At 38.6% G+C, this 25,463-nt stretch carries 27 protein-coding genes; 24 read left to right on the top strand and 3 right to left on the bottom strand.

The genetic code is table 11. The features are described 5' to 3' along the window. The first annotated feature begins 15 nt into the window (after positions 1-15). From flhF to I6F65_RS05640, 13 genes are read left to right on the top strand one after another with little or no spacing between them, the layout of a single operon-like run. Positions 16-1,506 carry a flagellar biosynthesis protein FlhF gene (gene flhF / locus I6F65_RS05700; RefSeq protein ID WP_166108954.1) on the top strand — a complete coding sequence of 497 codons (1,491 nt, stop codon included), beginning with the start codon at positions 16-18 and terminating at the stop codon, positions 1,504-1,506. Then, complete coding sequence (locus I6F65_RS05695; protein WP_024610549.1) at positions 1,499-2,359, top strand: MinD/ParA family protein; 861 nt, start codon at positions 1,499-1,501, stop codon at positions 2,357-2,359. The genes flhF and I6F65_RS05695 overlap by 8 nt, the downstream gene beginning before the upstream one ends. Before the next feature lie 26 nt (positions 2,360-2,385). Next, entirely contained in the window at positions 2,386-3,096 is a 711-nt protein-coding gene (locus I6F65_RS05690) for an RNA polymerase sigma factor FliA (RefSeq protein WP_024610548.1), read from the top strand. A gap of 39 nt (positions 3,097-3,135) precedes the next feature. After that, positions 3,136-3,519, top strand: a complete 384-nt coding sequence (gene cheY / locus I6F65_RS05685; protein WP_024610547.1) for a chemotaxis response regulator CheY — start codon at positions 3,136-3,138, stop codon at positions 3,517-3,519. Positions 3,520-3,535: 16 nt separating this feature from the next. Further along, positions 3,536-4,303 carry a protein phosphatase CheZ gene (locus tag I6F65_RS05680; protein ID WP_166108955.1) on the top strand — a complete coding sequence of 256 codons (768 nt, stop codon included), beginning with the start codon at positions 3,536-3,538 and terminating at the stop codon, positions 4,301-4,303. 15 nt (positions 4,304-4,318) lie between these two features. Then, complete coding sequence (locus I6F65_RS05675) at positions 4,319-6,559, top strand: chemotaxis protein CheA (protein WP_166108956.1); 2,241 nt, start codon at positions 4,319-4,321, stop codon at positions 6,557-6,559. 57 nt (positions 6,560-6,616) lie between these two features. Then, positions 6,617-7,774, top strand: a complete 1,158-nt coding sequence (locus I6F65_RS05670; RefSeq protein WP_197111922.1) for a chemotaxis response regulator protein-glutamate methylesterase — start codon at positions 6,617-6,619, stop codon at positions 7,772-7,774. Next, entirely contained in the window at positions 7,767-8,531 is a 765-nt protein-coding gene (locus I6F65_RS05665) for a flagellar motor protein (RefSeq protein ID WP_024610543.1), read from the top strand. The genes I6F65_RS05670 and I6F65_RS05665 overlap by 8 nt, the downstream gene beginning before the upstream one ends. A gap of 5 nt (positions 8,532-8,536) precedes the next feature. Continuing rightward, positions 8,537-9,499 carry a flagellar motor protein MotB gene (locus tag I6F65_RS05660; RefSeq protein WP_197111920.1) on the top strand — a complete coding sequence of 321 codons (963 nt, stop codon included), beginning with the start codon at positions 8,537-8,539 and terminating at the stop codon, positions 9,497-9,499. A 12-nt stretch (positions 9,500-9,511) separates the two neighbouring features. After that, entirely contained in the window at positions 9,512-10,282 is a 771-nt protein-coding gene (locus tag I6F65_RS05655) for a ParA family protein (protein WP_166108958.1), read from the top strand. Between the two features lie 3 nt (positions 10,283-10,285). Further along, on the top strand, positions 10,286-11,065 hold the full coding sequence (locus tag I6F65_RS05650; RefSeq protein WP_197111918.1) for a chemotaxis protein CheW: 780 nt from the start codon (positions 10,286-10,288) through the stop codon (positions 11,063-11,065). Between the two features lie 24 nt (positions 11,066-11,089). After that, a complete protein-coding gene (locus I6F65_RS05645; RefSeq protein WP_024610539.1) occupies positions 11,090-11,584 on the top strand; it encodes a chemotaxis protein CheW in 495 nt (164 codons plus the stop codon). 18 nt (positions 11,585-11,602) lie between these two features. Next, complete coding sequence (locus tag I6F65_RS05640; RefSeq protein WP_024610538.1) at positions 11,603-12,004, top strand: DUF2802 domain-containing protein; 402 nt, start codon at positions 11,603-11,605, stop codon at positions 12,002-12,004. 31 nt (positions 12,005-12,035) lie between these two features. Here the strand turns inward: I6F65_RS05640 and I6F65_RS05635 are convergent, their stop codons facing one another. Both I6F65_RS05635 and I6F65_RS05630 read right to left on the bottom strand, forming a co-directional pair. Further along, positions 12,036-12,344, bottom strand: coding sequence for an EscU/YscU/HrcU family type III secretion system export apparatus switch protein (locus I6F65_RS05635; RefSeq protein ID WP_197111916.1), 309 nt, complete (start codon positions 12,342-12,344; stop codon positions 12,036-12,038). Between the two features lie 2 nt (positions 12,345-12,346). Further along, positions 12,347-14,485, bottom strand: coding sequence for a flagellar hook-length control protein FliK (locus I6F65_RS05630; protein ID WP_197111914.1), 2,139 nt, complete (start codon positions 14,483-14,485; stop codon positions 12,347-12,349). 113 nt (positions 14,486-14,598) lie between these two features. On the opposite strand from I6F65_RS05630, the gene ccmA reads away from it, so the two are divergent. From ccmA to I6F65_RS05580, 10 genes are read left to right on the top strand one after another with little or no spacing between them, the layout of a single operon-like run. Next, positions 14,599-15,219, top strand: a complete 621-nt coding sequence (gene ccmA, locus I6F65_RS05625; protein WP_166108962.1) for a cytochrome c biogenesis heme-transporting ATPase CcmA — start codon at positions 14,599-14,601, stop codon at positions 15,217-15,219. Continuing rightward, positions 15,219-15,905 carry a heme exporter protein CcmB gene (gene ccmB / locus I6F65_RS05620; protein WP_024610534.1) on the top strand — a complete coding sequence of 229 codons (687 nt, stop codon included), beginning with the start codon at positions 15,219-15,221 and terminating at the stop codon, positions 15,903-15,905. Before ccmA ends, ccmB begins: the two co-directional genes overlap by 1 nt. After that, a complete protein-coding gene (locus I6F65_RS05615; RefSeq protein ID WP_024610533.1) occupies positions 15,905-16,642 on the top strand; it encodes a heme ABC transporter permease in 738 nt (245 codons plus the stop codon). Before ccmB ends, I6F65_RS05615 begins: the two co-directional genes overlap by 1 nt. Positions 16,643-16,644: 2 nt before the next feature. Further along, on the top strand, positions 16,645-16,848 hold the full coding sequence (ccmD, locus tag I6F65_RS05610; RefSeq protein ID WP_007377927.1) for a heme exporter protein CcmD: 204 nt from the start codon (positions 16,645-16,647) through the stop codon (positions 16,846-16,848). Beyond that, positions 16,845-17,324 carry a cytochrome c maturation protein CcmE gene (ccmE, locus tag I6F65_RS05605; RefSeq protein ID WP_024610532.1) on the top strand — a complete coding sequence of 160 codons (480 nt, stop codon included), beginning with the start codon at positions 16,845-16,847 and terminating at the stop codon, positions 17,322-17,324. The genes ccmD and ccmE overlap by 4 nt, the downstream gene beginning before the upstream one ends. Before the next feature lie 2 nt (positions 17,325-17,326). After that, the gene (locus tag I6F65_RS05600) at positions 17,327-19,297 is read left to right on the top strand and encodes a heme lyase CcmF/NrfE family subunit (protein ID WP_197111911.1); all 1,971 of its coding nucleotides are present in this window, start codon (positions 17,327-17,329) and stop codon (positions 19,295-19,297) included. Next, positions 19,294-19,863, top strand: a complete 570-nt coding sequence (locus I6F65_RS05595; protein ID WP_024610530.1) for a redoxin family protein — start codon at positions 19,294-19,296, stop codon at positions 19,861-19,863. Before I6F65_RS05600 ends, I6F65_RS05595 begins: the two co-directional genes overlap by 4 nt. After that, positions 19,863-20,324 (top strand): cytochrome c-type biogenesis protein, encoded by a 462-nt coding sequence (locus tag I6F65_RS05590; protein ID WP_197111909.1) that lies wholly within the window; start codon positions 19,863-19,865, stop codon positions 20,322-20,324. The genes I6F65_RS05595 and I6F65_RS05590 overlap by 1 nt, the downstream gene beginning before the upstream one ends. Then, positions 20,325-21,578: a c-type cytochrome biogenesis protein CcmI gene (gene ccmI / locus I6F65_RS05585; RefSeq protein ID WP_166108964.1), complete on the top strand. Its 1,254-nt coding sequence runs from the start codon at positions 20,325-20,327 to the stop codon at positions 21,576-21,578. It begins immediately after the preceding gene. A 9-nt stretch (positions 21,579-21,587) separates the two neighbouring features. Further along, complete coding sequence (locus I6F65_RS05580) at positions 21,588-22,319, top strand: VacJ family lipoprotein (RefSeq protein ID WP_166108965.1); 732 nt, start codon at positions 21,588-21,590, stop codon at positions 22,317-22,319. Positions 22,320-22,375: 56 nt separating this feature from the next. On the opposite strand, the gene I6F65_RS05575 is transcribed toward I6F65_RS05580, so the two are convergent. Then, positions 22,376-23,599, bottom strand: coding sequence for an EAL and HDOD domain-containing protein (locus tag I6F65_RS05575; protein ID WP_024612001.1), 1,224 nt, complete (start codon positions 23,597-23,599; stop codon positions 22,376-22,378). A 330-nt stretch (positions 23,600-23,929) separates the two neighbouring features. On the opposite strand from I6F65_RS05575, the gene putP reads away from it, so the two are divergent. Further along, entirely contained in the window at positions 23,930-25,408 is a 1,479-nt protein-coding gene (gene putP / locus I6F65_RS05570) for a sodium/proline symporter PutP (protein ID WP_024612002.1), read from the top strand. The last annotated feature ends 55 nt before the right edge of the window (positions 25,409-25,463 follow it).

Here is a 25,463-nt window from a genome sequence, read left to right as displayed (position 1 = left end):
AACAGGGGTTAAATAATGAAAATTAAACGTTTTTTTGCTAAAGATATGCGCACTGCACTTAAAGAAGTTAAAGATGAGTTAGGTGTTGATGCGGTTATTATGTCAAACAAAAAGCTTGCCAACGGTGTTGAGATTGTTGCAGCTGTTGACTATGAAAAAGCAGCCCCTAAAGCAGTAGCCCAACCACAAAATGCACCGCCAGAGCGTGCTAACCGTATGGCGCAATCACAAAGTATGCATAACTTTGTGAAACCAGAACCTCAACGTTCAAAGCCTGTACAACAAGCAAAAGTTGCTGATAGCCTAGAAGCCTTATTAGAGCGTCAATCACCACGCCCTCGCTCTCCTGAACTTGCATCTATGTTTTCACAGTCAGGAATCGATACTACCGAAAATTATCAAGAGCCTGCAGTAAAACAACGCCCTACAAGTAATATGTTTGCACGTGAAAACTCTGCACCAGCAAGACCACATACTCAAGCCGATAGTTTAGGTTTTGACGATTTAGACCGTGATTTTGATGATTTAGAGAGCCCTGTTACTACACGCCAAACAGTTAAAAATAATGAAAGTGAAGAAATAACGTCAATGCGTGAAGAGATGAATGCAATACGTCAATTATTAGAACACCAAGTATCAGGATTAATGCAGCAAGATATGGCACGCCGCGACCCAACTCGTGCATGTATGATTGACCGCTTAGTTGGTATGGGAATAGATAAAGAAGTTGCAGAGCAAATGGCATGCTTTGTTCCTGATGATGTTTCTCGTCAGCAAGGCTGGAAAGCTTTATTGACTATGGTCGAAGACCAAATGCAAACAACCAATAATGAAATACTACGCCAAGGCGGTGTTTACGCATTAGTAGGACCAACAGGAGTTGGTAAAACAACAACTGTAGCTAAATTAGCAGCCTTAGGAGCACAAAAATACGGTGCCGATAAAGTTGCGTTAATTACCACCGATACATACAGAATTGGTGCATATGAACAGCTTGCAACTTATGGTCGAATCATTGGTTGTGGTGTAAAGCAGGTTAAAGATGCTAATGAATTAGCTGAAGTTTTATATCATTTACGAGATAAGCGTCTAGTATTAATAGATACTGCAGGTATGAGCCAACGAGACTTACGTTTGACAGAGCAGTTAAATACGCTAATGCGTAATCAGCGTGTTGATATTCGTAGCTATCTTGTACTAAGTGCAACAGCACAAATAAACGTATTGCAAGAAACAGTAAGGCATTTTAAAAAAGTACAGTTAAGTGGTTGTATTTTTACTAAATTAGACGAATCTTTAAGTTTAGGTGAGATTATTAGTATTGCGATTCAAAACCGCCTCCCAATAGGGTATCTTACTAATGGTCAACGAGTTCCTGAAGACATTCGTGTTGCAAATGCCGAAAAACTAGTAAAAAAAGCTGAGCAATTGTATTTAAAAAGAATAAAAGCACAACATTCAAGACACCAATCAGTGGCGTCGAGCACAGTAGGGATGTATGATTAACACAGTATTAGATCAAGCAAGCGGCCTGCGCAAAATGAGTCAAAACAATAACAACGGCGTAAAAGTTATCGCTGTGACCGGTGGTAAAGGTGGTGTAGGTAAAACAAATGTTTCCCTTAACACCGCAATAGCACTTGGTCAGCAAGGAAATCGAGTATTAGTACTTGATGCCGACTTAGGTTTAGCAAACTGTGATGTGATGCTTGGACTGCGTGTTGAACGTAATTTATCGCACGTATTATCTGGCGAATGTGAACTCGATGAGATTTTAGTTGAAGGTCCAGGCGGAATTAAAATAGTACCAGCAACATCAGGCTCTCAAAGTATGGTTGAGTTATCACCATCAGAGCATGCTGGCCTTATTCGTGCTTTTAGCGAATTAAATACCGAATTTGATATATTAATTGTAGACACTGCCGCCGGCATTTCAGATATGGTGCTAAGCTTTTCACGTGCAGCACAAGATGTAATGGTTGTCGTTTGTGATGAACCAACATCGATCACTGATGCATACGCACTTATTAAAGTTTTAAGTCGTGAGCATGGTGTATATAAATTTAAGATTGTTGCGAATATGGTTCGCAGCATGCGCGAAGGTCACGAACTCTTCGCAAAACTTTCCAAAGTAACCGATCGCTTTTTAGATGTGTCTATGGAGCTGGTGGCTATTGTTCCTTATGACGAAAATATGCGTAAAGCAACGCGTCGTCAAAAAGTCATTGTAGAATTATTTCCAAATTCACCTGCGGCATTAGCTTTTAAAGCACTCGCGACGAAAGCTGTAAAATGGCCTATACCTAATCAACCTTCTGGGCATTTAGAGTTTTTTATTGAGAAGCTGGTTAACGGCTAATTATGACAATATCGGTAAATAGAGCTATGGGATATCAGTCAACACAAAATTTAAATGTGATTGTTGAAAAGCATGCATCACTTGTCAAAAAAGTGGCGTGTCACTTAATTGCTCGCTTGCCTCCTAGTGTTCAGCTCGATGATTTAATTCAATCAGGCATGATTGGTCTAATAGAGGCATCAAAAAACTTTGACGCTACTAAAGGTGCAAGCTTTGAAACATTTGCAGGTATTCGTATTCGTGGAGCAATGCTTGATGAAATGCGACGCGGTGACTGGGCTCCTCGCTCAGTACACCGTAAAAGCCGCCTTGTAGCCGAGACTATTACTACATTAGAAAAAGCGTTAAATCGTGAGCCAACAGATACAGAAGTTGCTGAAAAACTTGAAATTTCGCTAAATGAGTACCATCATATTTTAAATGATGTAAATTCAAGTAAAATTTTAGGCATTGAAGACTTGGGAATAGATGACGATGTTATCACTCCAGCAGGTCAAGATTTAACGCTAGACAAACCCTTTAATAATGTTAAAAATGAACGCTTTAATGAATCATTGTTAAGTGCAATAAAGTCATTGCCTGAGCGAGATGCGATGGTACTCTCTTTGTACTATAACGATGAAATGAATTTAAAAGAGATTGGACATATACTCGATGTAAGTGAATCGCGTGTAAGTCAGATACATGGTCAGGCGATGATTAAGCTCAAAGCAAAAATCAATGACTGGATAAACTAGTAGTAAGTAAACAAGGTTAAGACCTCACCGGAGGATGTTTTGGATAAAAACATGAAAATTCTTGTTGTTGATGATTTTTCGACAATGAGACGTATTATTAAAAATTTATTGCGTGACTTAGGCTTTACTAATGTTCAAGAAGCAGATGATGGCTCAACTGCTTTACCTATGCTACAAAATCAATCATTTGACTTTGTAGTTACAGATTGGAATATGCCTGGAATGCAGGGTATTGACCTTTTAAGGGCGATTAGAGCTGATGATAAACTAAAGCACCTACCTGTTTTAATGGTGACTGCAGAAGCTAAGAAAGAACAGATAATAGCTGCAGCTCAAGCTGGTGTTAATGGTTATATTGTTAAACCATTTACGGCTGGAACATTGAAAACAAAATTAGAAAAAGTGTTTGAACGCTTAGGTTAATGAAGGGGAGAGGCTTATGTCAGCACTTGCTGCGCCTCGAATAACGTTAGAACAAGCTCGCCAGCTCGTTGTTTTTTTAGAAAATGGTGAGCAAGATAAAGCCGATGAATTAATTTTAGACACCGCGTCTAAAGAGCAGTCAGAAATATTTGCTGAAGTTGGAAAATTAACTCGTCAATTACACGAAGCTTTAAAAAGTTTTGAGCTTGATACGCGTTTAACCAACATAACAACTGATGCTATTCCAGATGCTCAAAAGCGGCTTAATTATGTTATAGAAATGACAGAAAACGCTGCTAATAAAACAATGGATGCGGTTGAAGCTGGGTTACCAATAGCTCAGGAGTTAGCTAATGAAGTGGCCCATATTAAACCGACATGGGATCGCTTAATGAGCCGCGAAATTGATCTTGGCGAATTTAAAACACTATGCCACAGCATCGATAAGTTTATGAATAACTCTCATCATAAAACTGATGAATTACAAAGCTTAATGACCAATATACTCATGGCTCAAGATTACCAAGATTTGACAGGGCAAGTTATTCGTCGAGTTATGGAGCTTGTAAGAGAAGTTGAAGAAAGCTTACTCCATCTGTTAACAGCTTTTGCTGCGCAAGATGTGAATACTGCTGACACAATAGAACAACAAAAAACAGAAGACCCGGTTAGCGCACAAACATTAGCAGGACCAGAAGGCCCTATTATTGATAAAGAATCGCGTAATGATGTTGTATCTGATCAAGATGAAGTCGATGATCTTTTATCAAGTTTGGGCTTCTAAGAGGAGAGTAACTGCATGTTTGAAGTCGATGAAGATATTTTACAAGACTTTCTTGTAGAGGCAGGAGAAATCCTTGAGCTTTTATCTGAACAGTTAGTTGAACTGGAGAACAATCCAGAAGATACAGAGTTACTGAATGCTATATTCAGAGGCTTTCATACCGTAAAAGGTGGTGCAGGATTCTTAGCAATGACGGAGTTGGTTGATGCTTGTCATGGCGCAGAAAATGTATTCGATTTACTCAGACAGGGTGTACGCACAGTAAACTCTGAATTAATGGATGTTATTTTACAAGCACTCGACACCATTAATGAAATGTTCGCAACGATTCAAAATCGCGATAAGCCAGAACCCGCAGATCCTCAATTACTTCAAGTTTTACATAAATTAGGCTTACCACCAACAGAGGAAGAACTCACCGGTTCATCTTCAGAGGTTGATATTGAGCAACCTCAAAATGAAATAGTTGAAGCCCCAGAATTAGATGACGAAGACCCATTTGCTTTTGATGAGTTATTTAACCCTCCTACAGGGTCAACTGCATCTACTTCTGATACTCAAATTGATGAAATAACGGAAGATGAATTTGAAAACTTACTTGACGAATTACATGGAAAAGGCAAAAGCCCTACCATTCAAGGGTCAATAAGTAGCAATGATTTGAGTGGTGATATTACAGATGATGAGTTTGATAACTTATTAGATGAGTTACATGGCGTGGGTAGTTTTGGTGCTGTCGAAATAAAAAATGACTCAATAGCGACTCAAAATACGAGCCCAACTAATAAAGGTACAGAACAAAAATCATCCTCAGCTACTAATGCTATAGACTCTTCAAATGATGAAATTAGTGATGATGAATTTGAAGCTTTGCTTGATGAACTTCATGGCAAAGGAAGTGCACCTAAATCGATTGAAAACGTTTCGGCTGCACCTAAAAAACCAGCATCTGCGAAAGTCGCTCCAGTAGTACAAAATAAAAAAGCTGAACCGGCAAAAGCACCAGTTGTAAAAGCAGCAATAAAACCAGTAGGTAAACCGGTTGTTAAAGCGCCGAGCACACCTGCTGTTAAAAAAGCAACACCACCGGCAGCAGAAACTACAGTACGTGTTGATACTAAGCGCCTTGATCAAATTATGAACATGGTAGGTGAGTTGGTATTGGTACGTAATCGTTTGGTTAGCTTAGCGACTAATTCAGATAGTGAAGCAATGGGTAAAGCAATATCTAACTTAGATGTTGTTACAGCTGATTTGCAAGGTGCGGTTATGAAAACACGCATGCAGCCTATCAAAAAAGTATTTGGTCGTTTTCCTCGCGTTGTTCGAGATTTAGCGAGAACTTTAAATAAAGACATTAATTTATTACTAATCGGTGAAGAAACCGACTTAGATAAAAACTTAGTTGAAGCTCTTGCCGATCCGCTAGTGCATTTAGTGCGAAATTCAGTTGATCATGGTATTGAAATGCCTGATTTACGCGAAGCCGCAGGAAAACCAAGAACAGGTACTGTTACCTTATCCGCTTCTCAACAAGGCGACCATATTTTACTTACCATTCAAGATGATGGTGCTGGTATGGATGCTGAAAAGCTGAAAAAAATAGCAATTAACAAAGGCGTACTTGATCATGACCAAGCAAGTCGACTTTCTGATACTGAAGCATATAACCTAATTTTTGCGCCTGGCTTTTCGACTAAAGAAGAGATTTCGGATATTTCAGGTCGCGGTGTAGGTATGGATGTAGTTAAAACCAAAATCATTCAACTTAATGGCTCTGTAAGTATTCAATCTGAACTAGGTGTTGGTACTATTTTAGAAATAAAAGTACCGCTAACACTGGCTATATTACCAACCTTAATGGTTATTGTTGGTGAGCAAACATTTGCATTGCCTCTGGCTGGCGTTAGTGAAATTTTTCACTTTGATTTAAATAAAACAAATGTAGTGAATGGTCAACTAACTGTTATTGTTCGTAAAAAAGCAATTCCACTATTTTACCTAGAGCATTGGTTAGTGAAAGGCGCCGACCGCTCACAACGTAAGGCCCAAGGACACGTTGTTATTGTGCAAATAGGCACGCAACAAGTAGGCTTTGTTGTTGACTCATTGATCGGGCAAGAAGAAGTGGTTATAAAACCACTTGATGCTCTATTACAAGGTACACCAGGCATGGCCGGTGCGACTATTACTTCGGATGGTGGTATAGCGCTGATTTTAGATGTTCCTAACCTGTTAAAACATTACGCTGGCTGATAATAAAGTAGATGCACTGTAAGGTGCATCTACACTTAAATTAAATAAGAGAGCTAAATGGCCGTTAAAGTTTTAGTTGTTGACGATTCAAGTTTTTTTCGCCGCAGAGTAAGTGAAATTCTTGAGCAAGATAGCGATATTGAAGTTATAGGCTTTGCCGTTAATGGTAGAGAGGCTGTTGATAAAACAGCTCAGCTACGTCCTGATATGATTACAATGGATGTAGAAATGCCTGTGCTTGATGGTATTAGTGCGGTAAAAGAGATCATGGCGAGTAATCCAACGCCTATTTTGATGTTTTCATCTTTAACACGTAATGGAGCAACAGCAACACTTGATGCTTTAGACGCTGGTGCAATGGATTTTTTACCTAAAAAGTTTGAAGATATTGCGCGTAACAATGAAGATGCTATAAAACTTTTACAAACAAAGGTTAAAGAAATTGGTCGTAGACGCATCCCGCGTTCTTTTAAGCCTCTTACACCAACAAAGCTTACATCCAATACCCCTGTAACACCCTCAAGCTTAGCTAAAAATACAAATATAAAGCAGCCAGATAGAAGCTTTCAACGTGAAGAATCTACAACTGTTGCTCATTCTAGAGCTAATACATCGTCAATACGCGCGAGTGGAAAGCAGTATAAACTTGTTGTTATTGGAACTTCAACAGGAGGGCCTGTTGCATTACAAACAATATTGACTCAATTACCGGCTAACTTTGCGCATCCTATTTTATTGATTCAGCATATGCCCGCTGCATTTACACCGGCATTTGCGGCTCGTTTAAATGGGTTGTGTCAAATTAAAGTAAAAGAGGCACAACAAGGCGATCGCCTACAACCGGGTACTGCTTATTTAGCGCCTGGTGGACAACAAATGATGGTAGAGGGACGCGGCTCAGCTAAAACATTACGAGTATTTGAAGATCATAGTGAGCGAATTAGTTACAAGCCTAGTGTAGATGTAACGTTTGCAAGCGTTGCAAAAGCGTACCAAGGCGATGTACTTGCTATTGTTTTAACGGGTATGGGAGCTGATGGACGCGATGGCGCAAGAATGCTAAAACAAACTGGTGCAACTATTTGGGCACAAGATGAGAAAAGCTGTGTTGTTTATGGAATGCCACAAGCAGTTACTAATGCTGGCTTAGCGAGTGAAAGCTTGCCTTTAGCTGAGGTGGCAACGCGGATTAAAAGAGAGATAGGTTGTGGATAAGCTTTCGGTACTTGGTTTATTTATTGCTCTTGGCGCTATAGCTATAGGCTATTCGTTAGAGGGGGGTGATGTATCTGCATTATTTAACGGACCTGCGCTTATAATTGTACTTGGTGGTACGCTTGGTGCCGTGATGCTACAAACATCAACAAGTACATTTAAAAAAATGTTAAAGATAAGTCATTGGGTTTTTATATCTCCACAATATGATATTGACGAGGCTATTGAGCAAGTTAAACGTTGGTCTCAAAAGGCGCGTCAAGAAGGCTATCTTGCTCTTGAAAATGAAGCACTTACTCATCCTGATGCGTATGCGGCAAAAGGGTTAAGTTTACTTGTAGATGGTTGCTCAGAACACAAAATAAGAGATACGCTAGAAATTGACTTATTATTAGAAAGAGACCGTTTATTAGAGGCTGGTCGCGTTTATGAAGCAATGGGAGGTTACAGTCCTACTATTGGTATTTTAGGTGCCGTGCTTGGTCTTATTCAGGCTATGTCTTTTATTACAGATCCACAAAAGCTAGGTGCAGGTGTAGCAACTGCATTTATAGCCACTATTTATGGTGTTGGTTTAGCTAATTTATTATTTTTGCCAATGGCAAATAAGCTAAAACAACGTGTTGAACAAAAAATGCTTTACCATGAAATGCTCGCTGAAGGTGTCATTGCAATAAGCTTAGGTGAAAGCCCGATAAATATAGAACTAAAGCTTGAGGCTTATCGTGTAGAACGCCCTAACTTAGTGGACGAATAACGGCTATGTTACGCCGACGTTTACGCAACAACACTGCATCAAAAAGTCAGCATACTGAGCGTTGGCTTGTATCCTACGCTGATTATATGACAATTATGTTTGCCTTTTTTGTTGTTTTGTATGCTATAGCTATTAATAAAGAAGAAAAGTTTCAAATTTTATCGGATTCACTCGAACAAGTTTTTGATAAATCTGCACGCCAGCACTCCCAAAAAGGGGAGGGAGTTAATGGTGATGGTATTCTTACCGATAGAGTAACACCCGAACAAGAGATACTTTATGGTGAGAGTATTCAAAAACAGGAGCAAGGACCTCTCTTGCTTGACGGTCAAAGTGATACCAGCAATATAAAGCAAAAGTATTTAGGAAAGCCTTTAGATAGCTTATTAACAAAATTACAATCAGCACTCATTGATGAAATCCGAGATGGTGAAGCAAGTTTAGAATTAACTGAAGATTGGTTGATAATAGAACTTAGCTCAGGAATGTTATTTTCAAGTGGTAGCTCTGTTGCACACTCTCGTGCAAAGCAAGTGGTTAAAATAGTTAAAGATATTATTGCTCCTGTTGATAATTATATTAGAGTACGTGGTTATACTGATGATGAAACAATCCGAAATGAGATTTTTAGATCAAACTGGGAGCTGTCGGTTGCTAGGGCAACATCAATTTTGGTTGAACTTGAAACGTTAGGGATTAACTCTGCTCGAATGGCAATAGAAGGGTATGGTCAATATTCTCCTTTTGCAGATAACGAAACACGTGAAGGTCGAGCTGAAAATCGCAAGGTTGTTATAGCGCTTTCAAAATATGGATTACCCCCTAAACTTGAAACGAAAATACCAGAACAAACAAATAAAGATGTACAGCCAGAACCAGAAGTTGAGCTACCTTCAGATGACGATACAATAAAAATACTTCGTTTGCCTCATGGTGGAATTCGTATAACTACACGCAATAAACAGTAATTAGGATGTAATGTGAAGATTTGGACTGTAGCAAATCAAAAAGGTGGAGTAGGTAAAACAACAACTGCTGTTAGCCTTGCTGGTATTCTTGCATTGCAAGGTAAGCGCGTATTGCTTATAGATACAGATCCCCATGCATCACTCACATATTACTTTGGTATTGACTCAGAAGATTTAGAAATTAGTGTATATGATATTTTTGCACGCGGAACGAGTATGCAAAGCGAGGAAATACTCCAAGCATTATGCCCATCAACACTCGAAAACCTTGATATTTTACCTGCGACTATGGCAATAGCCACATTAGATAGAAGTATGGGAAATAAAACCGGGATGGGATTAATATTAAAAAAAGCGCTTGCAAAAATTAGTGAACATTACGATTATGCCATTCTTGATTGTCCTCCTGTACTGGGGGTATTAATGGTGAATGCACTTGCGGCGAGTGAACGTATTTTAGTGCCTGTACAAACAGAGTTTTTAGCCTTAAAAGGCCTCGATAGAATGATGCGTACTATGGAGTTAATGCAAACCTCTCAAGCGAAAAGCTATCAATATACTATAATTCCTACTATGTATGATAAGCGTACAAAAGCATCGTTAGAAGCATATAAAACACTGAGAGATACATATAAAGATAAAGTTTGGCCGGGTGTAATTCCGGTTGATACAAAGTTTAGAGATGCAAGCTTTGCACAAAAAGTCCCTGTTGAGTTTTGTCCTCGCTCTCGTGGTGTATTTGCGTATAAAGCATTGCTAGATTATTTAATTGAACAAGGTTAATAAATGAGTAAGCAATTATTTGCTAATGAAAAAGTAATGACTCAATACTTAGGTGCGTTGTTATGTGACGATGAGCCCGAAGATAACCTTGAACCGGTTGCTAAATTACTCGAACAAGTGCCGGAGGCCGCTCAGCAAGAGCGAGTTAATTTAAAGCCTAAAGAGCAGGCAGAAAAAGTTGTTCAACAAGATTTAAAAATAACTGAAGTAGAGCCTTTAATTACTGAAAGTGATGATGTAGTTGCCGATACCGTTGTTGATGTTATTGACGATACTGCAATGCACTTATCTGAAGAGCCTGAGCAATTACTTAAAACACAAAACCAAGAAGATTATTTTGAAGATGAATTTCAAGCGTTATTTTTTGAAGTTGCAGGGCTAACGCTTGCTGTACCTTTAAAAGCACTTGGCGGGATTCATCATTTAGGTGAGGTAAATCATTTGTTTGGGAAGCCTAAGTGGTTTAAAGGCGTTATGCTTAACAGAGATGAAAAGCTAAACGTGGTTGATACTGCACGGTGGGTTATGCCTGAAAAGTATAATGAAGAGCTCGAAGCATCACTTAACTATCAATATTTAATTACTTTAGGTGACAGTCAATGGGGACTTCAAGCCGAAAAGTTGATAAATAACATTACATTAAGAAAAGAAGATGTAAAATGGCGTACAAACAAAAGTAAGCGCCCATGGCTTGCTGGCGTAATTAAAGAAAAAATGTGTGCTTTAATAGATGTAGATAATTTAAATGTATTATTGGAGAAAGGCTTAGATAGTCGTCAATAATAATGATCATTACGGGGTAACAGCATGAATCAAGAAAAATTACTGTCAGCGAACAAAAATGCAGATAACGATGAAATATTACAATGGGTTACGTTTAAGCTAGAAGAAGAAACTTATGGCGTAAACGTAATGCAAGTACAAGAAATATTACGTTACACCGAAATTGCGGCTGTGCCGGGCGCGCCGTCTTACGTGATTGGCATTATTAACTTACGTGGCAACGTAGTAACCGTTATTGATACACGTGCGCGTTTTGGTTTAGATGCTACTGACGCTACTGATAATTCTCGTATTCTAATAATTGAGGCTGAAGAGCAAGTTATTGGTATTTTAGCAGACAGTGTATCTGAAGTTGTTTATTTACGTAGTTCGGAAATAGACAGTGCACCAAACGTTGGTACTGAAGAAAGTGCTAAGTTTATTCAAGGTGTTTGTAATCGCGAGAATGAGTTGCTTATTTTAGTCGATTTAAACAAGTTACTCAGCGATGATGAATGGGATGAGTTAAGCGATTTATAAGCTTAATTATTAAAAATTATGCTGTTACTTAGTATCGCAATAGCAGCGTTAGCTGTCGGGTTTATATCGCTGGCGCTAATTGTTGCATTAAAAAACAAACAAGCTAATGAGCTTGCCTCTGTCATGCAGCAACTTAAAGACACTTCAGAGCAAACACATATTTTGAGAAGTGAGATTTCAGAGTTACGCACAGGCCTTTTAAGTATAGGCAAACGCGTACTTGAAGTTGAACAACAAAACCAAGACCTAGTTCAACAACAAGCGGCTCAAAAGTACGATGACCCTGACGCTAAAATTTATTCTCGAGCTGTAAAAATGGTAGGGTTAGGCGCTGATTTAGATGAAGTGATTCGTGAGTGTGAATTACCTAGAGCAGAAGCCGAATTACTGTTTTCATTACATAAACAAAAAGGCGCTTAGCGCCTTTTTAGTTATAAATTTATAACTAAACTCATGCTTTAATATTTAACTTTCCTTGGAAGTCCTTCCAACCAGGTGGAAATTGACCTCTTAATACATACGAAAACGCAATAAGTTCTGCAATTACATAATAAAGTTCTTTTGGAATTTCTTCCCCTAACTCTAAATGCGATAACGTTTTAGCAAGCGCTGCATCTTCGTGGATCATAATGCCTTTTTTCTTGGCCGCAGCTATTATTTCGTCAGCTAATTCACCAAAACCTTTCACACTTACAGTGGGGGTGTTACCTGCTTCATATAAAAGTCCAATGGCTGATTTATTTGTTGATATATCACTCATAGCTAAACCTTAATATTAATAATTGCGTGTGATTTATAAAATGCCTGATTGCCTGCATCGCCTCGTTTTAAATTAAGCTCGCCAACTTGTAAGCCATGTTTAGCTAGTTTTGATCTTAAGTTATCTAGGTGAGGGTGAGCAATTGCACTTACCTCTTGGCTTGATGCTAATAGCTGACAATCAAGTGCTTTATCCATTAATTCAGCAGTGATTTGGAGTTGACCTAGTTCAGCATAATCGAAGTTTAACCTTACAAACCACACATTTTTATCTTCTAATTTATCTACACTTTGCTTTTTATATTGCCCTAAAGTTATTTCTGTTTGGGCTGCTTCTGGTGGCAATTTCATTGGTAGTAAAAATTGTACTAAAGGATTTGAATCAGGCTGTTGATTAGGTGTTGTAATTTGGATTTGAGTTAATGTGCTTTTAACTTGAATTAGTTCGCCTGCAAGTGCTTGAATTTGAGGTTGTTGTAACTGTTCAAGTAGCTTTGCTGTTGTATTTCCTGTTTTAAATGTGGGCATTAAGACTTGAAGTAATGCATCTACACCAGTGTGATTATTTAAGCTAATAGGGGAGATCGATTGATTAATAATTGGTGCAGCTAAAATACTTACAGCAATCTGCTCTAAGCCTTTAGTAAAACTACTTTGTAAGGTGTCATTAGTCAGTTGTGAGGGCTGTATTGCAGCAAGTATTTCACGCTGCATGGTAGTAGGGTGTGTATTACTACTTGATACCATACGATTAAATGCCTGATTAATGAGGCGCGTTAAATCGGGTGTATCCTTTACTGCTTTATTTGTTATGTCGGTTATTTGACTACTCAAAAGTGACTTGTTATTAATGATCGTTTGGGTAGACGTTACTGCACTAAATTGCTTTAACAGAGGTGAAAGTAACTTTTCTTCTATTGGTAGTGGTATTTGATTGCGAGAAATATTTTCAGGTACTGTTTGCCATGCATTAGCACTAGCCTTTATAAGTTGAGTTAGCTGTACCAAAGGAGGGAGTTGAGTTAAGTCTTTAGAAAAGCCATTTAATAAGTTAGATGGTTTACTTTCAGTGTCGGTAATTATCGTATTTATATTTTGAGTAATATTTACTTTTTGATTAATTGCTTGTTGTTTTAACTCTGTTGCAAAAGGCTTATTTTCAAAATACTTAACAGCATCATTAATTCTGGTTTTAAAATCACTAAAGCTATTTTGAATCCACGACTTTATTGGGCTATCAGACGTAAGCAGTGGGCTTGCTTTGATAGTGGACGCAGAAAAAGGTATTTCAGGGGCACTGCTTTTTTGAGCTAAAAGTAACTCGTTAAACGGTTTAGAAAATGAGTTATTAAGCGTCACTTTTATATTATCAGTATCGGTTTTAATTAATAGCTTATCTGCCTGATTCACTAAGTTTACTTTAATAGGTGTATTAGGTAGTTCAGTAACCTGTTGATTAGTAATCGGCGTTGTAAACGAACCTGACTTTTGTGCATGAGTTAAAATAGCCAGTTTAGGGGTTGCTTGTAGTTGTGCGTTTGGTAATAAAGCCACAAGCAATTTAGTAAGTTTAGTTTGACTAAGTGGTTGTGTATGAACCGTATCAGCAAAACGATTGATTACATTAAGCTGTGTGCCTTTGTTAGTAGTGCTAACAACTACTTTTAAAGGCTGCTCGGTTACAAGCAGTTGGGCTACCTCTTTGTTTATCGCAATACTGGCGTTGAGTTTATCAATGACTAATTTTGGGGTAGGGGACATAACCACTTGTACATCCATTGGTTTACTTTGTACCTCAGTACCCGTGTTAACATAATTTAGTAAACGCTGTAATTGAGCCGGCTTGTTTAAAGTAATAGTTGTACTGTTTGGCGTAATATTGAGTTGTTTGCCATCTGGGTTGAGCTGTATGTTAGCGCTGGCTATTTTTTGTAAGTTTTGAGGGGCGTTTGTAGTGCCAAGCCTTAATGTTTGCCAATGCTTATCAATAAATACATCAAGCGTAACTGAGTCTTTCGAAAATTGAATGTTTTTAGCCGCAAGCACCTCATTAGGTAATTGCGATAACTCATTGGTTTGAGGGTTAGTCGATTGATTGATAACCAATGAATTAGATAATGTTATTTGCGTTGGCGTATTCATTATTTTAAATCAAGTTTTCTCTATTTTAAGTGAATCGATTTTAAAGCAATATTCGTATTACCCTATCATTATGGTAGACTAACGCCTAATTTTTGGCAGAGAGAATCGTCATCTTGTTACACATTAAGTCCGTCACCTGCATCAAGCAAGATCGTTGTTTGTTTGCGGATCTTAATTTTAGCCTTAATAGCGGTCAAATCATGCAATTAGCGGGTCCTAATGGGGCTGGTAAAACATCGCTGTTGCGTATTATCGCTGGCTTTTCTGTGCCTGATGAAGGGGCTGTTTTATTTCAAGAGCAACCCATATCTAAGTACTATGAAGAGTATGCCAGAGAGCTGCTTTTTATAGGTCATAAAACAGGTGTAAATACTCAGCTAAGCGCAGTTGAGAATGTTCGCCATTGGTTACACATAAATGGCTACATAAACGAGCCTGATTTATACCCTATTTTAGCTCAAATTGGTCTTGTTGGACTTGAAGATGTACCCGTTAGAATGTTGTCTGCTGGACAACAACGACGTGTAGCTTTGGTAAGGCTTTGGTTAAGTGATGCTAAATTATGGGTACTTGATGAGCCATTTACTGCGCTTGATAAAAGCGGTGTTGCCTTTTTACAGCAGCGATTTACCGAGCATTTATTAAACGGTGGAGCTATTTTGTTAACGACCCACCAAGATTTAACGACCCACTTTAGTAACTTACAAACGGTTACATTGGAGTATCGCCACTAATGACTCGTCAACACTCTTATTGGTTGCTATTTAGTGCGGTATTTACCAAAGATGTAAAGCTTGCGTTTCGTCAGCGCGCCGAAATTGTAAACCCTATTTTATTCTTCTTAATTGTAATTTCATTATTTCCGTTAGCAATTGGACCTGAGCCCGGTCTACTGGCGAGAATGGCGCCGGGAATTATTTGGGTTGCCGCATTACTCTCTACCATGTTGGGTTTAGATAAGCTGTTCAGAGATGACTTTAACGATGGCTCATTAGAGCAGTTAATTGCGTCGTCTTACCCGTTATCGTTAACTGTACTCGCTAAAGTGGCTGCTCACTGGGTAGTAACAGGTTTACCGCTTGTATTAATGACTCCGTTATTTGCGTTGTTATTAAACCTAGAAAGTACGGCACTAACAGCGACCGTTTTAACATTATTATTAGGCACACCACTATTGAGCTTTATTGGCGCAATTGGTGCTGGGCTTACTGTGGGGCTACAAAAAGGGGGTATTTTGATGAGTTTACTCGTACTGCCTTTGTATATTCCTGTTTTGATTTTTGCAACGTCGGCTATCGATACCAGTACAATGTCGCTGGATTATAGTGGGCAGCTTGCCATCCTTGGTGCAATGTTACTTCTTGCTATTATTAGCGCACCAATTGCCATATCGTCAGCTTTAAAAGTGAGTGTAAGTTAATGTGGAAGTGGTTACATCCCTATGCTAAAGCAGAGCGTGCATACCAGTTATGCAATACGTTACTGCCTTATTTTGCCGTAGTTACCGTAGTTAGTATGATTGTTGGATGGGTATGGGGGCTTGGTTTTGCACCTGCTGATTACCAACAAAAAGACAGCTACCGTATCATTTTTATTCATGTTCCTTCCGCCATTTTATCTATGGGCGCTTACTCCTCAATGGCAATTGCCGCCATTGTTGCACTTGTATGGCAACTGCGAAATGCCGAACTTGCCGTTATTGCTATTGCGCCTGTTGGTGCATGTATTACGGCTATAGCGCTAATTACTGGCGCTGCTTGGGGTAAACCTATGTGGGGTGCTTGGTGGGTATGGGATGCGCGTTTAACGTCTGAACTTATTTTACTATTTTTATATCTTGGCGTGCTTTCGCTTTACCATGCATTTGAAGATAAGAAGTCAGCAGGGCGTGCGGCTTCTATTTTAGCGATTGTGGGCGTAATCAACTTACCTATTATTCATTACTCAGTTGAGTGGTGGAATACGCTACACCAAGGTGCAAGCATTACAAAACTAGACACCAAAGCAATAGACCCAAGTATGTTTTGGCCTCTTATGGTTAATATTTTAGCCTTTGCTGCTTTTGTAGGAACAGTGACTTTAATTCGTCTTAAAAATGAAATTTTGCAACGCGAAAAGCACCGACCGTGGGTGCGTTTGTTGTTAAATAAGGGGTAATTATGCAGTTCGACTCTTTTTCTGATTTTATTGCAATGGGAGGCTACGGGTTTTATATCTGGCTTTCTTTTGGTACATGCGCACTTATTTTACTCGGTATTTTAGTAAGTTCTTTAAGAGATACTAAACGTATTATGGCTTCAGTAGAGCAACAAATAATACGTGAAGCGCGAATTAAAAAAGCTAAACAGGAACAAGTATCATGAATCCAAGACGTAAAAAGCGCCTATTGGTAATTATTGCCGTACTGTTTGGTATTGGTGGTTCAATTGGTTTAGTGCTTTATGCACTCCAAGAAAATATTAACCTTTTTTATACGCCAAGCGAGCTTATTGATGGCAAAGGTCCAAATAAAGAAAAACCATTTATTGGGCAAAAGCTACGTATTGGCGGCATGGTTGTACCAGGCACCGTTAAGCGTAATGAACAAAGCTTACAAGTAAGCTTTAAGCTAATTGATACAGGTCCATTAGTGACCGTGCGTTATCAAGGTATATTGCCAGATTTATTTCGTGAGGGGCAGGGTATTGTAGCGCAAGGCGTATTAATAGAACCTAATGTAATTGAAGCCTTTGAAGTCCTTGCAAAGCATGACGAAGAATATATGCCAGCAGAAGTTGCCGAGGCAGTTAAAGGTATTAAGCACGAAAAACCAAAATACAACTTAGATAGTGGTAATTAGCTATGATCCCAGAAATTGGTTATTTTTCTTTAACGCTTGCCATGGTGCTAAGCGTTTTACTGTGTATTTTTCCTCTTTGGGGAGCGCATACCGGTAATCTTCGATTAATGCGTGCGGCTCCATCTTTAGCAATAGGGCAATTTGCTTTTGTATTAATCTCTTTTGCAGCACTTATTTATGCCAGTGTAACGGATGATTTTACCGTGTCGTACGTGGCGTATCACTCAAGTAGTACGTTGCCTTGGTATTATAAAATCACCTCTACGTGGGGCGGTCATGAGGGAGCCATTTTATTATGGTTAGTAATGCAAGCCGGTTGGACTGCAGTTGTAGCTGCGCGTTCTAAATCATTGCCTTGGGTGTTACGTGCTCGCGTGTTAGGTGTGCTTGGCTTTTTAGGTGTGGGTTTTATGATGTACACCTTGCTACTTTCAAGCCCGTTTGAGCGCCTACTTCCTTATTTTCCGGTAGAAGGGCGTGATTTAAATCCGTTACTTCAAGATCCGGGTATGATTATTCACCCGCCATTACTGTACATGGGTTATGTAGGGCTATCAGTTGCTTTCTCTTTTGCTATTGCTGCGTTGTTAACCGGCAAGCTTGATAACACATGGGCTAAATGGTCACGTCCGTGGACAATGACTGCATGGGGCTTTTTAACTCTTGGAATAACAATAGGTAGTTGGTGGGCGTATTCAGAGCTTGGCTGGGGCGGCTGGTGGTTTTGGGATCCAGTAGAAAACGCATCATTAATGCCATGGCTTGTGGCAACCGCATTACTGCACTCATTAAGCGTAACTGAAAAGCGCGGTGTATTTAAATCGTGGACTGTATTATTAGCGATAGCAGCGTTTTCGTTAAGCTTATTAGGCACCTTTATTGTGCGCTCAGGTATTATTGTATCGGTGCATGCTTTTGCTACAGACCCTGATCGTGGCTTATTTATACTCGCCTTTTTAGGTATTGTTGTTGGTGGTGGTTTGACGTTATACGCGCTGCGCGTATCGCAAGTACATAGTGAAGGTCGATACAAATTTGTATCACGCGAAGTGGCATTATGGCTCAATAATATATTTTTAGTGGTTGCTACATTAATTGTATTACTTGGTACGTTATTACCTATGGTTCATAAAGAAATGGGCTTGGGCAGTATTTCTATTGGCGAACCGTTTTTTAATAAGATGTTTGCAATAATTTTAGTCCCGTTTGCTATTTTGATGGGAATAGGACCATTTTTACGCTGGAAGCAAAATAAGTGGGCTTTTTTACAAAACAAAATATTAATGGGCGTATTAGCCAGTGTTGTTATTACCTGTGCTTGGTTGTTTTCAAGTTACGACTTAGTAAAACCACTTACGCTATTAGCTACAACGCTTGCAGTTTGGATTGCAATATCAACAGGGATTGATATTTACACTAAATCAGCTGTACACGGCACCTTAAAAGAAGGTTTAAAACGCTTAGGTGTAAGTTACTGGGCTATGGTGCTTGGGCATATTGGTATTTCGTTTGTTATTGCGGGTGTAACGCTTACATCGGCGTATTCAGTTGAGCGTGACGTATCGATGAAGCAAGGCGACACAGTTCAGCTTAACGAGTATGAATACCGCTTTGATGGTGTTAAAACTATTCGCGGACCAAACTACAGTGGTCATGCTGGTGTTGTATCGGTACTTAAAAACAATGAGCTAGTAACACGCTTACACGCCGAAAAACGTAAGTATGATATCGGTATGCAATTTATGACCGAGGCGGCAATAGATGCAGGCTTTACACGTGATTTATACTTAGCGTTAGGTGAACAGTTGAGTCAAGGTGCGTGGTCACTTCGCATTTATCATAAACCGTTTGTTCGTTGGATGTGGATTGGCGGTGTGCTTATTTCCCTCGCTGGATTTATGATTTTATTTGATAAACGCTACCGTACATCAGCTAAAACAGATCGTAAAGCTGCGTCGGAGAGTGTTTTATGAACCGTAAAATTTTAGCTATTGCGCCGCTTTTAGTGTTTGCTTTTGTATGTGTATTTTTATACCAAGGCCTTTTTGCTAATCCTCGTGAAATTCAAACGGGGCGGTTAGGCCAAGAAATGCCAGCATTTAATCTACCCGATTTAATGCAAGACAATAAACAGTGGACTAACGAGTCGTTAAAAGGTGAGGTTTACTTACTAAATGTGTGGGGTACTTGGTGCCCAACATGTTTAGTTGAGCTTGGCTATTTAACTAAGTTGCGTGAGCAAGGCGTTAAAATTATTGGGCTTTATTACGTACAAGGTTACGACGCTGACTTTGATGGTCCATTTAATATGCAATCACTTCGCACAGAAGTGACCGATATGCTGCAACGTGCAGGTGACCCATATCAATTTAATATATTAGATTTACACCGTACTTTGTCGTTGGATTTAGGTGTTTCGGGTGCGCCTGAAACATTTTTAGTCGATAAAAACGGCACTATTTTGTTGCATCACACGGGTGATATAAACCCGCGAGTATGGCGAGCTAAATTTGCGCCAATTATGCAGGAGCTTAAATAATGAAGTGGTTACTACTTACTCTTAGTCTTTTTGTAAGCATAGGTGCATTTGCAGAACAAGATCGCTATCAATTTGATAATAACGAACAAGCAATACTGTTTGAAGAGCTAACTAAAGAGTTGCGTTGCCCTAAGTGTCAAAATCAAAACATTGCTGACTCCGACGCTGTTGTTGCCAAAGATTTACGCGATAAAGTACTCGTATTGGTTAAAGAGGGTAAGAGCAAAGACGAAGTGATTGACTACATGATTGACCGCTTTGGCTATTTTGTTCATTACGATCCACCGGTTACACCTGCAACTTTAGTACTTTGGGTGTTGCCTGTGCTAATTGTAATAGTCGGCTTTGGCTTTATTGTTATTCGCCAGCGAAAAGCATCAGTAAAGCAAACGTGGAGCAGCGACGACGAGATGCTGCTAGCCAAGTTAATTGAACAAAATAAACGTCAGGAGCAAAGTTAAATGATTTTAATGTGGGCATGTTTTGCTTTACTCACACTTGTTGCTCTTGGTTTTGTTATGTTGCCTTTTTTAAAAAAAGAGCACGTTAAAACAATCACTCATAATGCCAATGCGGAGCTAATTAGTATTTATGAGCAGCGTTTAGTTGATTTACAAACTGATTTAGATAATCAGCGTATTGATACCGTAAATCATGCAGAATCAATTATTGAATTAAAACGCCGTTTATTGAACGAGCTATCACCAGAAAAGTCACTTAATAGCAAAGGTAATAACCGTATTTTTGCTTTGACAGGTGGCGCGTTTGTTCTTGCTTTAACTGGTGTTTTTTATGGCTTAACGGGTAGTCAACAGCAAATTTCAGCTTGGCATGATGCCATGGATAATTTAGCTGATTATGGCGAGCGTGCTGTAATGCAAAAAGGCGAGCCGCTTAGCCAAAATGAACTGCAGGCTTTTGCACTGGCGCTTCGTACAAAACTTAGCCGCTCAGGCGATGATGAAGTTGCTTGGATGCTACTGGGTCGAGTTGCTATGTCGCTTAATGAATTTGACATGGCGCAGCAGTCATTTGATAAAGCACTGCGTATGAACCCTGATAATATGCAGGTACTTATTAGTTATAGCCAAGTTTTATTACTAGAAGGCAGCGAAGCTAATATGACCCGTGCGGCAGGTATGCTTTCAAAAGTATTAAAAGTTGAGCCTACCAATTTAGATGCAATTTCGTTATTAGCACTAATTGCTTATGAACGTAAAGATTGGCCTCAAGCCAAAGCTGCATTTGAAGTTTTACTTGCGAGTATGGAAAAAAGTGATTCTCGTTATAGCATGATCTCCGAGCGTATTACTGATATTGAGCAGCAAATGCAAACGGAAGGCTCTGTTATGCCAGTTACAAATAATACGGGTGCTATTGCAGTTACAGTCGACATTGCAAAAGAGCTTATTGATAAACAACCAAAAGACGGTATTTTGTTTATATTTGCAAAAGCAGCAAGTGGTTCACCAATGCCGTTGGCTGCAGTTAAGTTAGCTAAATATTCATTTCCCATTACTGTCGAATTAAGTGATAGTAGTGCAATGGTTGCAGGGCTTAACTTATCTAGTGCAGAAAATATTGTTATATCGGCGCGTATTTCTATAGATGATTCTGTTATGCCAAGTTCTGGTGAGCTAGAAGGTCATTCAAAATCATTAAAACGTGAAAGTGTAAGTGACTACAAACTTCAAATTGATACATTAATACCTTAAGGACTTTATATGTTAAAACATAGTTTTACTTTTTTATGCTTATTGGTGCTAGCCGGTTGTGCTCAAGTACCTCAAAGCAAAGTAGACGAAAGGGATCCACTGCAAAGTATTAATCGTCCGTTATACGACTTTAATATGGATGTATTGGATGCATATATACTACGTCCAGCCGCAGTCGGTTATATAACAGTAACTCCAGCACCTGTTCGACGAAGTGTTGTACATTTTACCGATAATATTACTGCTCCAGTAGATATGATAAATGCGGGTTTACAAGGTAAAGCAGGTAATGCAAGTGTTAGCCTTGCCCGCTTTTTAGTTAACTCTACTGTTGGTATTTTTGGTCTTTTTGATGTTGCAAGTTCATTAGGTCTTGAAGTTGTAGATGAAGACTTTGGACAAACGTTAGGTGTATGGGGCGTGGGGGACGGCGCTTATTTGATGCTCCCAGCCATGGGACCAAGTACAGCACGTAACTTAACCGGCGATGTAGTTGATGGATTTGTACTGCCTGATATAGCGCTTACTACACCACAAACTATTTTAGTATTTGTTTTAAAAGCGGTAGAAGCTCGTGCATCATTAATACCTCAAGAAGGGCTATTAAATGATTCACTTGACCCATATTTATTTGTAAAAGATATCTACTTTCAGCGTCAAATATACGAGCTGTATGATGGTAACCCGCCAATTAAAGAAGAGCCTGCAGATTTTGATGAAGACTTTTTAGAAAGTTTATAATTAAATTTAGCAAAAAAAAATGCCAGCAACTGCTGGCATTTTTCATTTTTAGTCGTTTATTCTCTAACCATTAACTGCATTTGCTCATTAACCCAGCCTAGAGCTTCATGATAAGCATCAGGTACTTTATCCCCTAGGTTAAGCTCTTTGGTTATTTCGTTTGCAGCAGACCAGTTTGCTTGTTCGTAGTATTTAACTAAATTTAAATATTTAGCGAGTAAGCCTTCATCTTTAAGTAGTGCCATTTTTATTTCGCTAGAGAGCGGTAGCTTTTTCATTACGCTTTCCATGCTTTCATCTAAAATAGCATCCATTAGCGACATCATGCCGGTTAAAAACGCCATGCCAGTATCTTTAAATTTACCATGCGATATAGCGAGTAATTCACCAAAACGAGCACGAGTAAGTGATAATCTGATGAGCTCTACTGGCTTATCTGCAGATACTTGTGCTGCAAATAACAAAGAGAGTAATTTTTTAATTTCATTCTCACCAAGTACAATAAGCGCTTGCTTAATAGTACTAATTTCAGCACGTCGAGCAAATGCAGCTGAGTTTGAGTAACGCAATAGTTTGTATGATAAATTTACATCGCGCTCGAATACATCTGTGATCTTTTTCAGATCTATTTCAACGCTTGAAGTTTCATAAAGTAATTCAGCTAATGCCATTTCTGATGGCGGTAATGCCTTACTTTGCACCATTTCTGGCTTTGAAAAGAAAAAACCTTGGAAATAATCAAAACCGAGATCTAATGCCAAGCTATACATTTCATACGTTTCTACTTTTTCAGCAAGTAATTTAATATGCGGATGCGCTTTTAAATCATTAATAACACTTTTAATAGTATCGGTGTCACATGCTAAAAAATCGATTTTAATAATATCTACGAACGGGTAAAAGTGACGCCAAACTGGCTGATGAATGTAATCATCTAAAGCTATCGTATAACCTTTATCTTTTAAGTCTTTAACAATAGCTAACAGACGCTTACCTGGTTGAATTGTTTCAAGTATTTCAACAACAATGGTGTCTTTACCCAACAAAGTTGGGTAACCCTTTAGTAGGGTCTCTAAAGTGAAGTTTATATACGCAGGTTTATTATCTGTTAAATCTTCTAGTCCAAAATTAAACTGGCTACCTTCAATTAAACGCGTTGTTGCTTCGTCTCCGTCTATATCGGGGAACACGTTATCTACGCCATCACGAAACAAAAGTTCATAACCAATTAGTTCTTTATCGCGATTTAAAATTGGTTGGCGTGCGGCATAAAAATACATAAACAATTCCGTATGGTTAAAATCAGTAACAATTGTAATAATATATTGGAAAACATTCAAAATAGCATTATGTATATTGATACTTTCAATAAATAATCATTACAAATTAAAGGGTTTATTTATTTTTTTAGTTTTTCTTACCATTTTGTTCTAAAAACATTCAAGATGGGTGTTTTTGAATCAAGAAAAAGTAACAAGTTGGAGATTTCCATATTAAGCATGATATAGTCTTCGAGAATGGTTTTTATCCTAATAGTGTCTTTATTATAATATTTTAAGAGTCAATATTCGGATCAAGAGCCTGTTATTAATAATTATGCGGAGGCTAATTTGGAAACAGGAATGATTATTTCACTGGCGTTATACTTTGTAGTGATGCTTGGTATAGGACTATATGCATATAAGCAATCTACAAGTGACGTCTCAGGTTATATGTTAGGTGGGCGAAACTTATCACCAAGTGTAGCAGCTCTTTCAGCTGGTGCATCAGACATGAGTGGTTGGATTCTAATGGGCTTGCCAGGTGCAATGTTTGTTACCGGTTTTAGTAGTGTATGGATAGCAATTGGTTTAGTGATTGGTGCTTGGTTAAATTATCTATTAGTTGCACCTAGATTACGTGTCTATACTGAAAAAGCGAATGACTCTATAACAATCCCAGATTATTTCTCAAATCGCTTCAATGATAAGTCAAACTTATTACGTGTTGTATCTGCTGTTGTGATTATAGTTTTCTTTACTCTTTATACGTCATCAGGTGTTGTAGCCGGCGGAAAATTGTTTGAAAGCTCATTTGGTCTAAGTTATGAACTGGGTTTATACATTACAACAGGTGTAGTTGTTTTATATACTTTGTTTGGTGGTTTTTTAGCGGTTAGCTTAACTGACTTCGTGCAAGGTTGTATTATGTTTATTGCACTAATTCTAGTGCCTACCGTTGCATACTCTTTGCTTGAGCAACCCCTGGAATCTACTCTACATAGTGTAAATCCAGATATGCTCAACTGGATTGGAGCAGGCTCTGCATTAGGTATTATTTCTGCAATGGCATGGGGCTTAGGTTATTTTGGGCAACCACATATCATTGTTCGTTTTATGTCGGTACGTAGTGTTAAGGATATGCCTAAAGCTCGCCGTATTGGTATGACATGGATGATTGTTGCTGCACTTGGTGCTGTTGGTACTGGTATATTTGGTGCTGCTTATACTTATGAAAACAATATTGTAGTTGAAGATCCTGAAACGATTTTCTTAATTCTTTCTGAATTATTGTTTCACCCACTTATTGCTGGCTTTTTATTAGCTGCAATTTTGGCTGCTATTATGAGTACTATCTCATCGCAATTGCTAGTAAGTTCAAGTTCATTGACTGAAGATCTATATAAAACATTTTTACGTAAAGATGCTAGCGACTTTGAATTAGTTACTGTTGGTCGAATTAGCGTTGCATTTGTTGCCCTGTTTGCAATTTATTTAGCGTACGATAGAAATAGCTCTATCTTAGACCTAGTAAGTAATGCATGGGCAGGCTTTGGTGCTGCATTCGGTCCATTGGTGCTGTTTAGCCTTTATTGGAAACGTATGAATTTTGCTGGCGCCTTATCTGGTATGTTAGTAGGTGCGTTTACAGTACTTATTTGGATTTATGGTCCGTTTACTATTAACGGTGAAAGCTTAAGTAGCTTTATGTATGAAATAGTACCAGGCTTTATTTTATCAAGTATTGCAATTGTAGCCGTTAGTTTAGCGACAAAAGCACCTGAGGAAAATATTACCACTTTATTTGATGAAGTAGAAAAAGAGCTTTAAGTAGCGCGTTATGACTTTTCTTTTTGATGAGTTATAAGCAATAAAAAAGGGAGCA

The sequence above is a fragment of the Pseudoalteromonas sp. SWXJZ94C genome, from assembly GCF_015864385.1.
Taxonomy (GTDB): Bacteria; Pseudomonadota; Gammaproteobacteria; order Enterobacterales; family Alteromonadaceae; genus Pseudoalteromonas.
The sequence above is the reverse complement of the archived record's forward strand: the minus strand, read 5'-3'. Positions and strand labels throughout refer to the sequence as shown.

Coding starts and splice junctions, on each gene's coding strand:
- flhF (WP_166108954.1), top strand. CDS start 16: ATGAAAATTAAACGTTTTTTTGCTAAAGATATGCGCACTGCACTTAAA.
- I6F65_RS05695 (WP_024610549.1), top strand. CDS start 1,499: ATGATTAACACAGTATTAGATCAAGCAAGCGGCCTGCGCAAAATGAGT.
- I6F65_RS05690 (WP_024610548.1), top strand. CDS start 2,386: ATGGGATATCAGTCAACACAAAATTTAAATGTGATTGTTGAAAAGCAT.
- I6F65_RS05680 (WP_166108955.1), top strand. CDS start 3,536: ATGTCAGCACTTGCTGCGCCTCGAATAACGTTAGAACAAGCTCGCCAG.
- I6F65_RS05675 (WP_166108956.1), top strand. CDS start 4,319: ATGTTTGAAGTCGATGAAGATATTTTACAAGACTTTCTTGTAGAGGCA.
- I6F65_RS05670 (WP_197111922.1), top strand. CDS start 6,617: ATGGCCGTTAAAGTTTTAGTTGTTGACGATTCAAGTTTTTTTCGCCGC.
- I6F65_RS05660 (WP_197111920.1), top strand. CDS start 8,537: ATGTTACGCCGACGTTTACGCAACAACACTGCATCAAAAAGTCAGCAT.
- I6F65_RS05650 (WP_197111918.1), top strand. CDS start 10,286: ATGAGTAAGCAATTATTTGCTAATGAAAAAGTAATGACTCAATACTTA.
- I6F65_RS05645 (WP_024610539.1), top strand. CDS start 11,090: ATGAATCAAGAAAAATTACTGTCAGCGAACAAAAATGCAGATAACGAT.
- I6F65_RS05640 (WP_024610538.1), top strand. CDS start 11,603: ATGCTGTTACTTAGTATCGCAATAGCAGCGTTAGCTGTCGGGTTTATA.
- I6F65_RS05635 (WP_197111916.1), bottom strand. CDS start 12,344: ATGAGTGATATATCAACAAATAAATCAGCCATTGGACTTTTATATGAA.
- I6F65_RS05630 (WP_197111914.1), bottom strand. CDS start 14,485: ATGAATACGCCAACGCAAATAACATTATCTAATTCATTGGTTATCAAT.
- ccmB (WP_024610534.1), top strand. CDS start 15,219: ATGACTCGTCAACACTCTTATTGGTTGCTATTTAGTGCGGTATTTACC.
- I6F65_RS05615 (WP_024610533.1), top strand. CDS start 15,905: ATGTGGAAGTGGTTACATCCCTATGCTAAAGCAGAGCGTGCATACCAG.
- ccmD (WP_007377927.1), top strand. CDS start 16,645: ATGCAGTTCGACTCTTTTTCTGATTTTATTGCAATGGGAGGCTACGGG.
- ccmE (WP_024610532.1), top strand. CDS start 16,845: ATGAATCCAAGACGTAAAAAGCGCCTATTGGTAATTATTGCCGTACTG.
- I6F65_RS05600 (WP_197111911.1), top strand. CDS start 17,327: ATGATCCCAGAAATTGGTTATTTTTCTTTAACGCTTGCCATGGTGCTA.
- I6F65_RS05595 (WP_024610530.1), top strand. CDS start 19,294: ATGAACCGTAAAATTTTAGCTATTGCGCCGCTTTTAGTGTTTGCTTTT.
- I6F65_RS05590 (WP_197111909.1), top strand. CDS start 19,863: ATGAAGTGGTTACTACTTACTCTTAGTCTTTTTGTAAGCATAGGTGCA.
- ccmI (WP_166108964.1), top strand. CDS start 20,325: ATGATTTTAATGTGGGCATGTTTTGCTTTACTCACACTTGTTGCTCTT.
- I6F65_RS05580 (WP_166108965.1), top strand. CDS start 21,588: ATGTTAAAACATAGTTTTACTTTTTTATGCTTATTGGTGCTAGCCGGT.
- I6F65_RS05575 (WP_024612001.1), bottom strand. CDS start 23,599: ATGTATTTTTATGCCGCACGCCAACCAATTTTAAATCGCGATAAAGAA.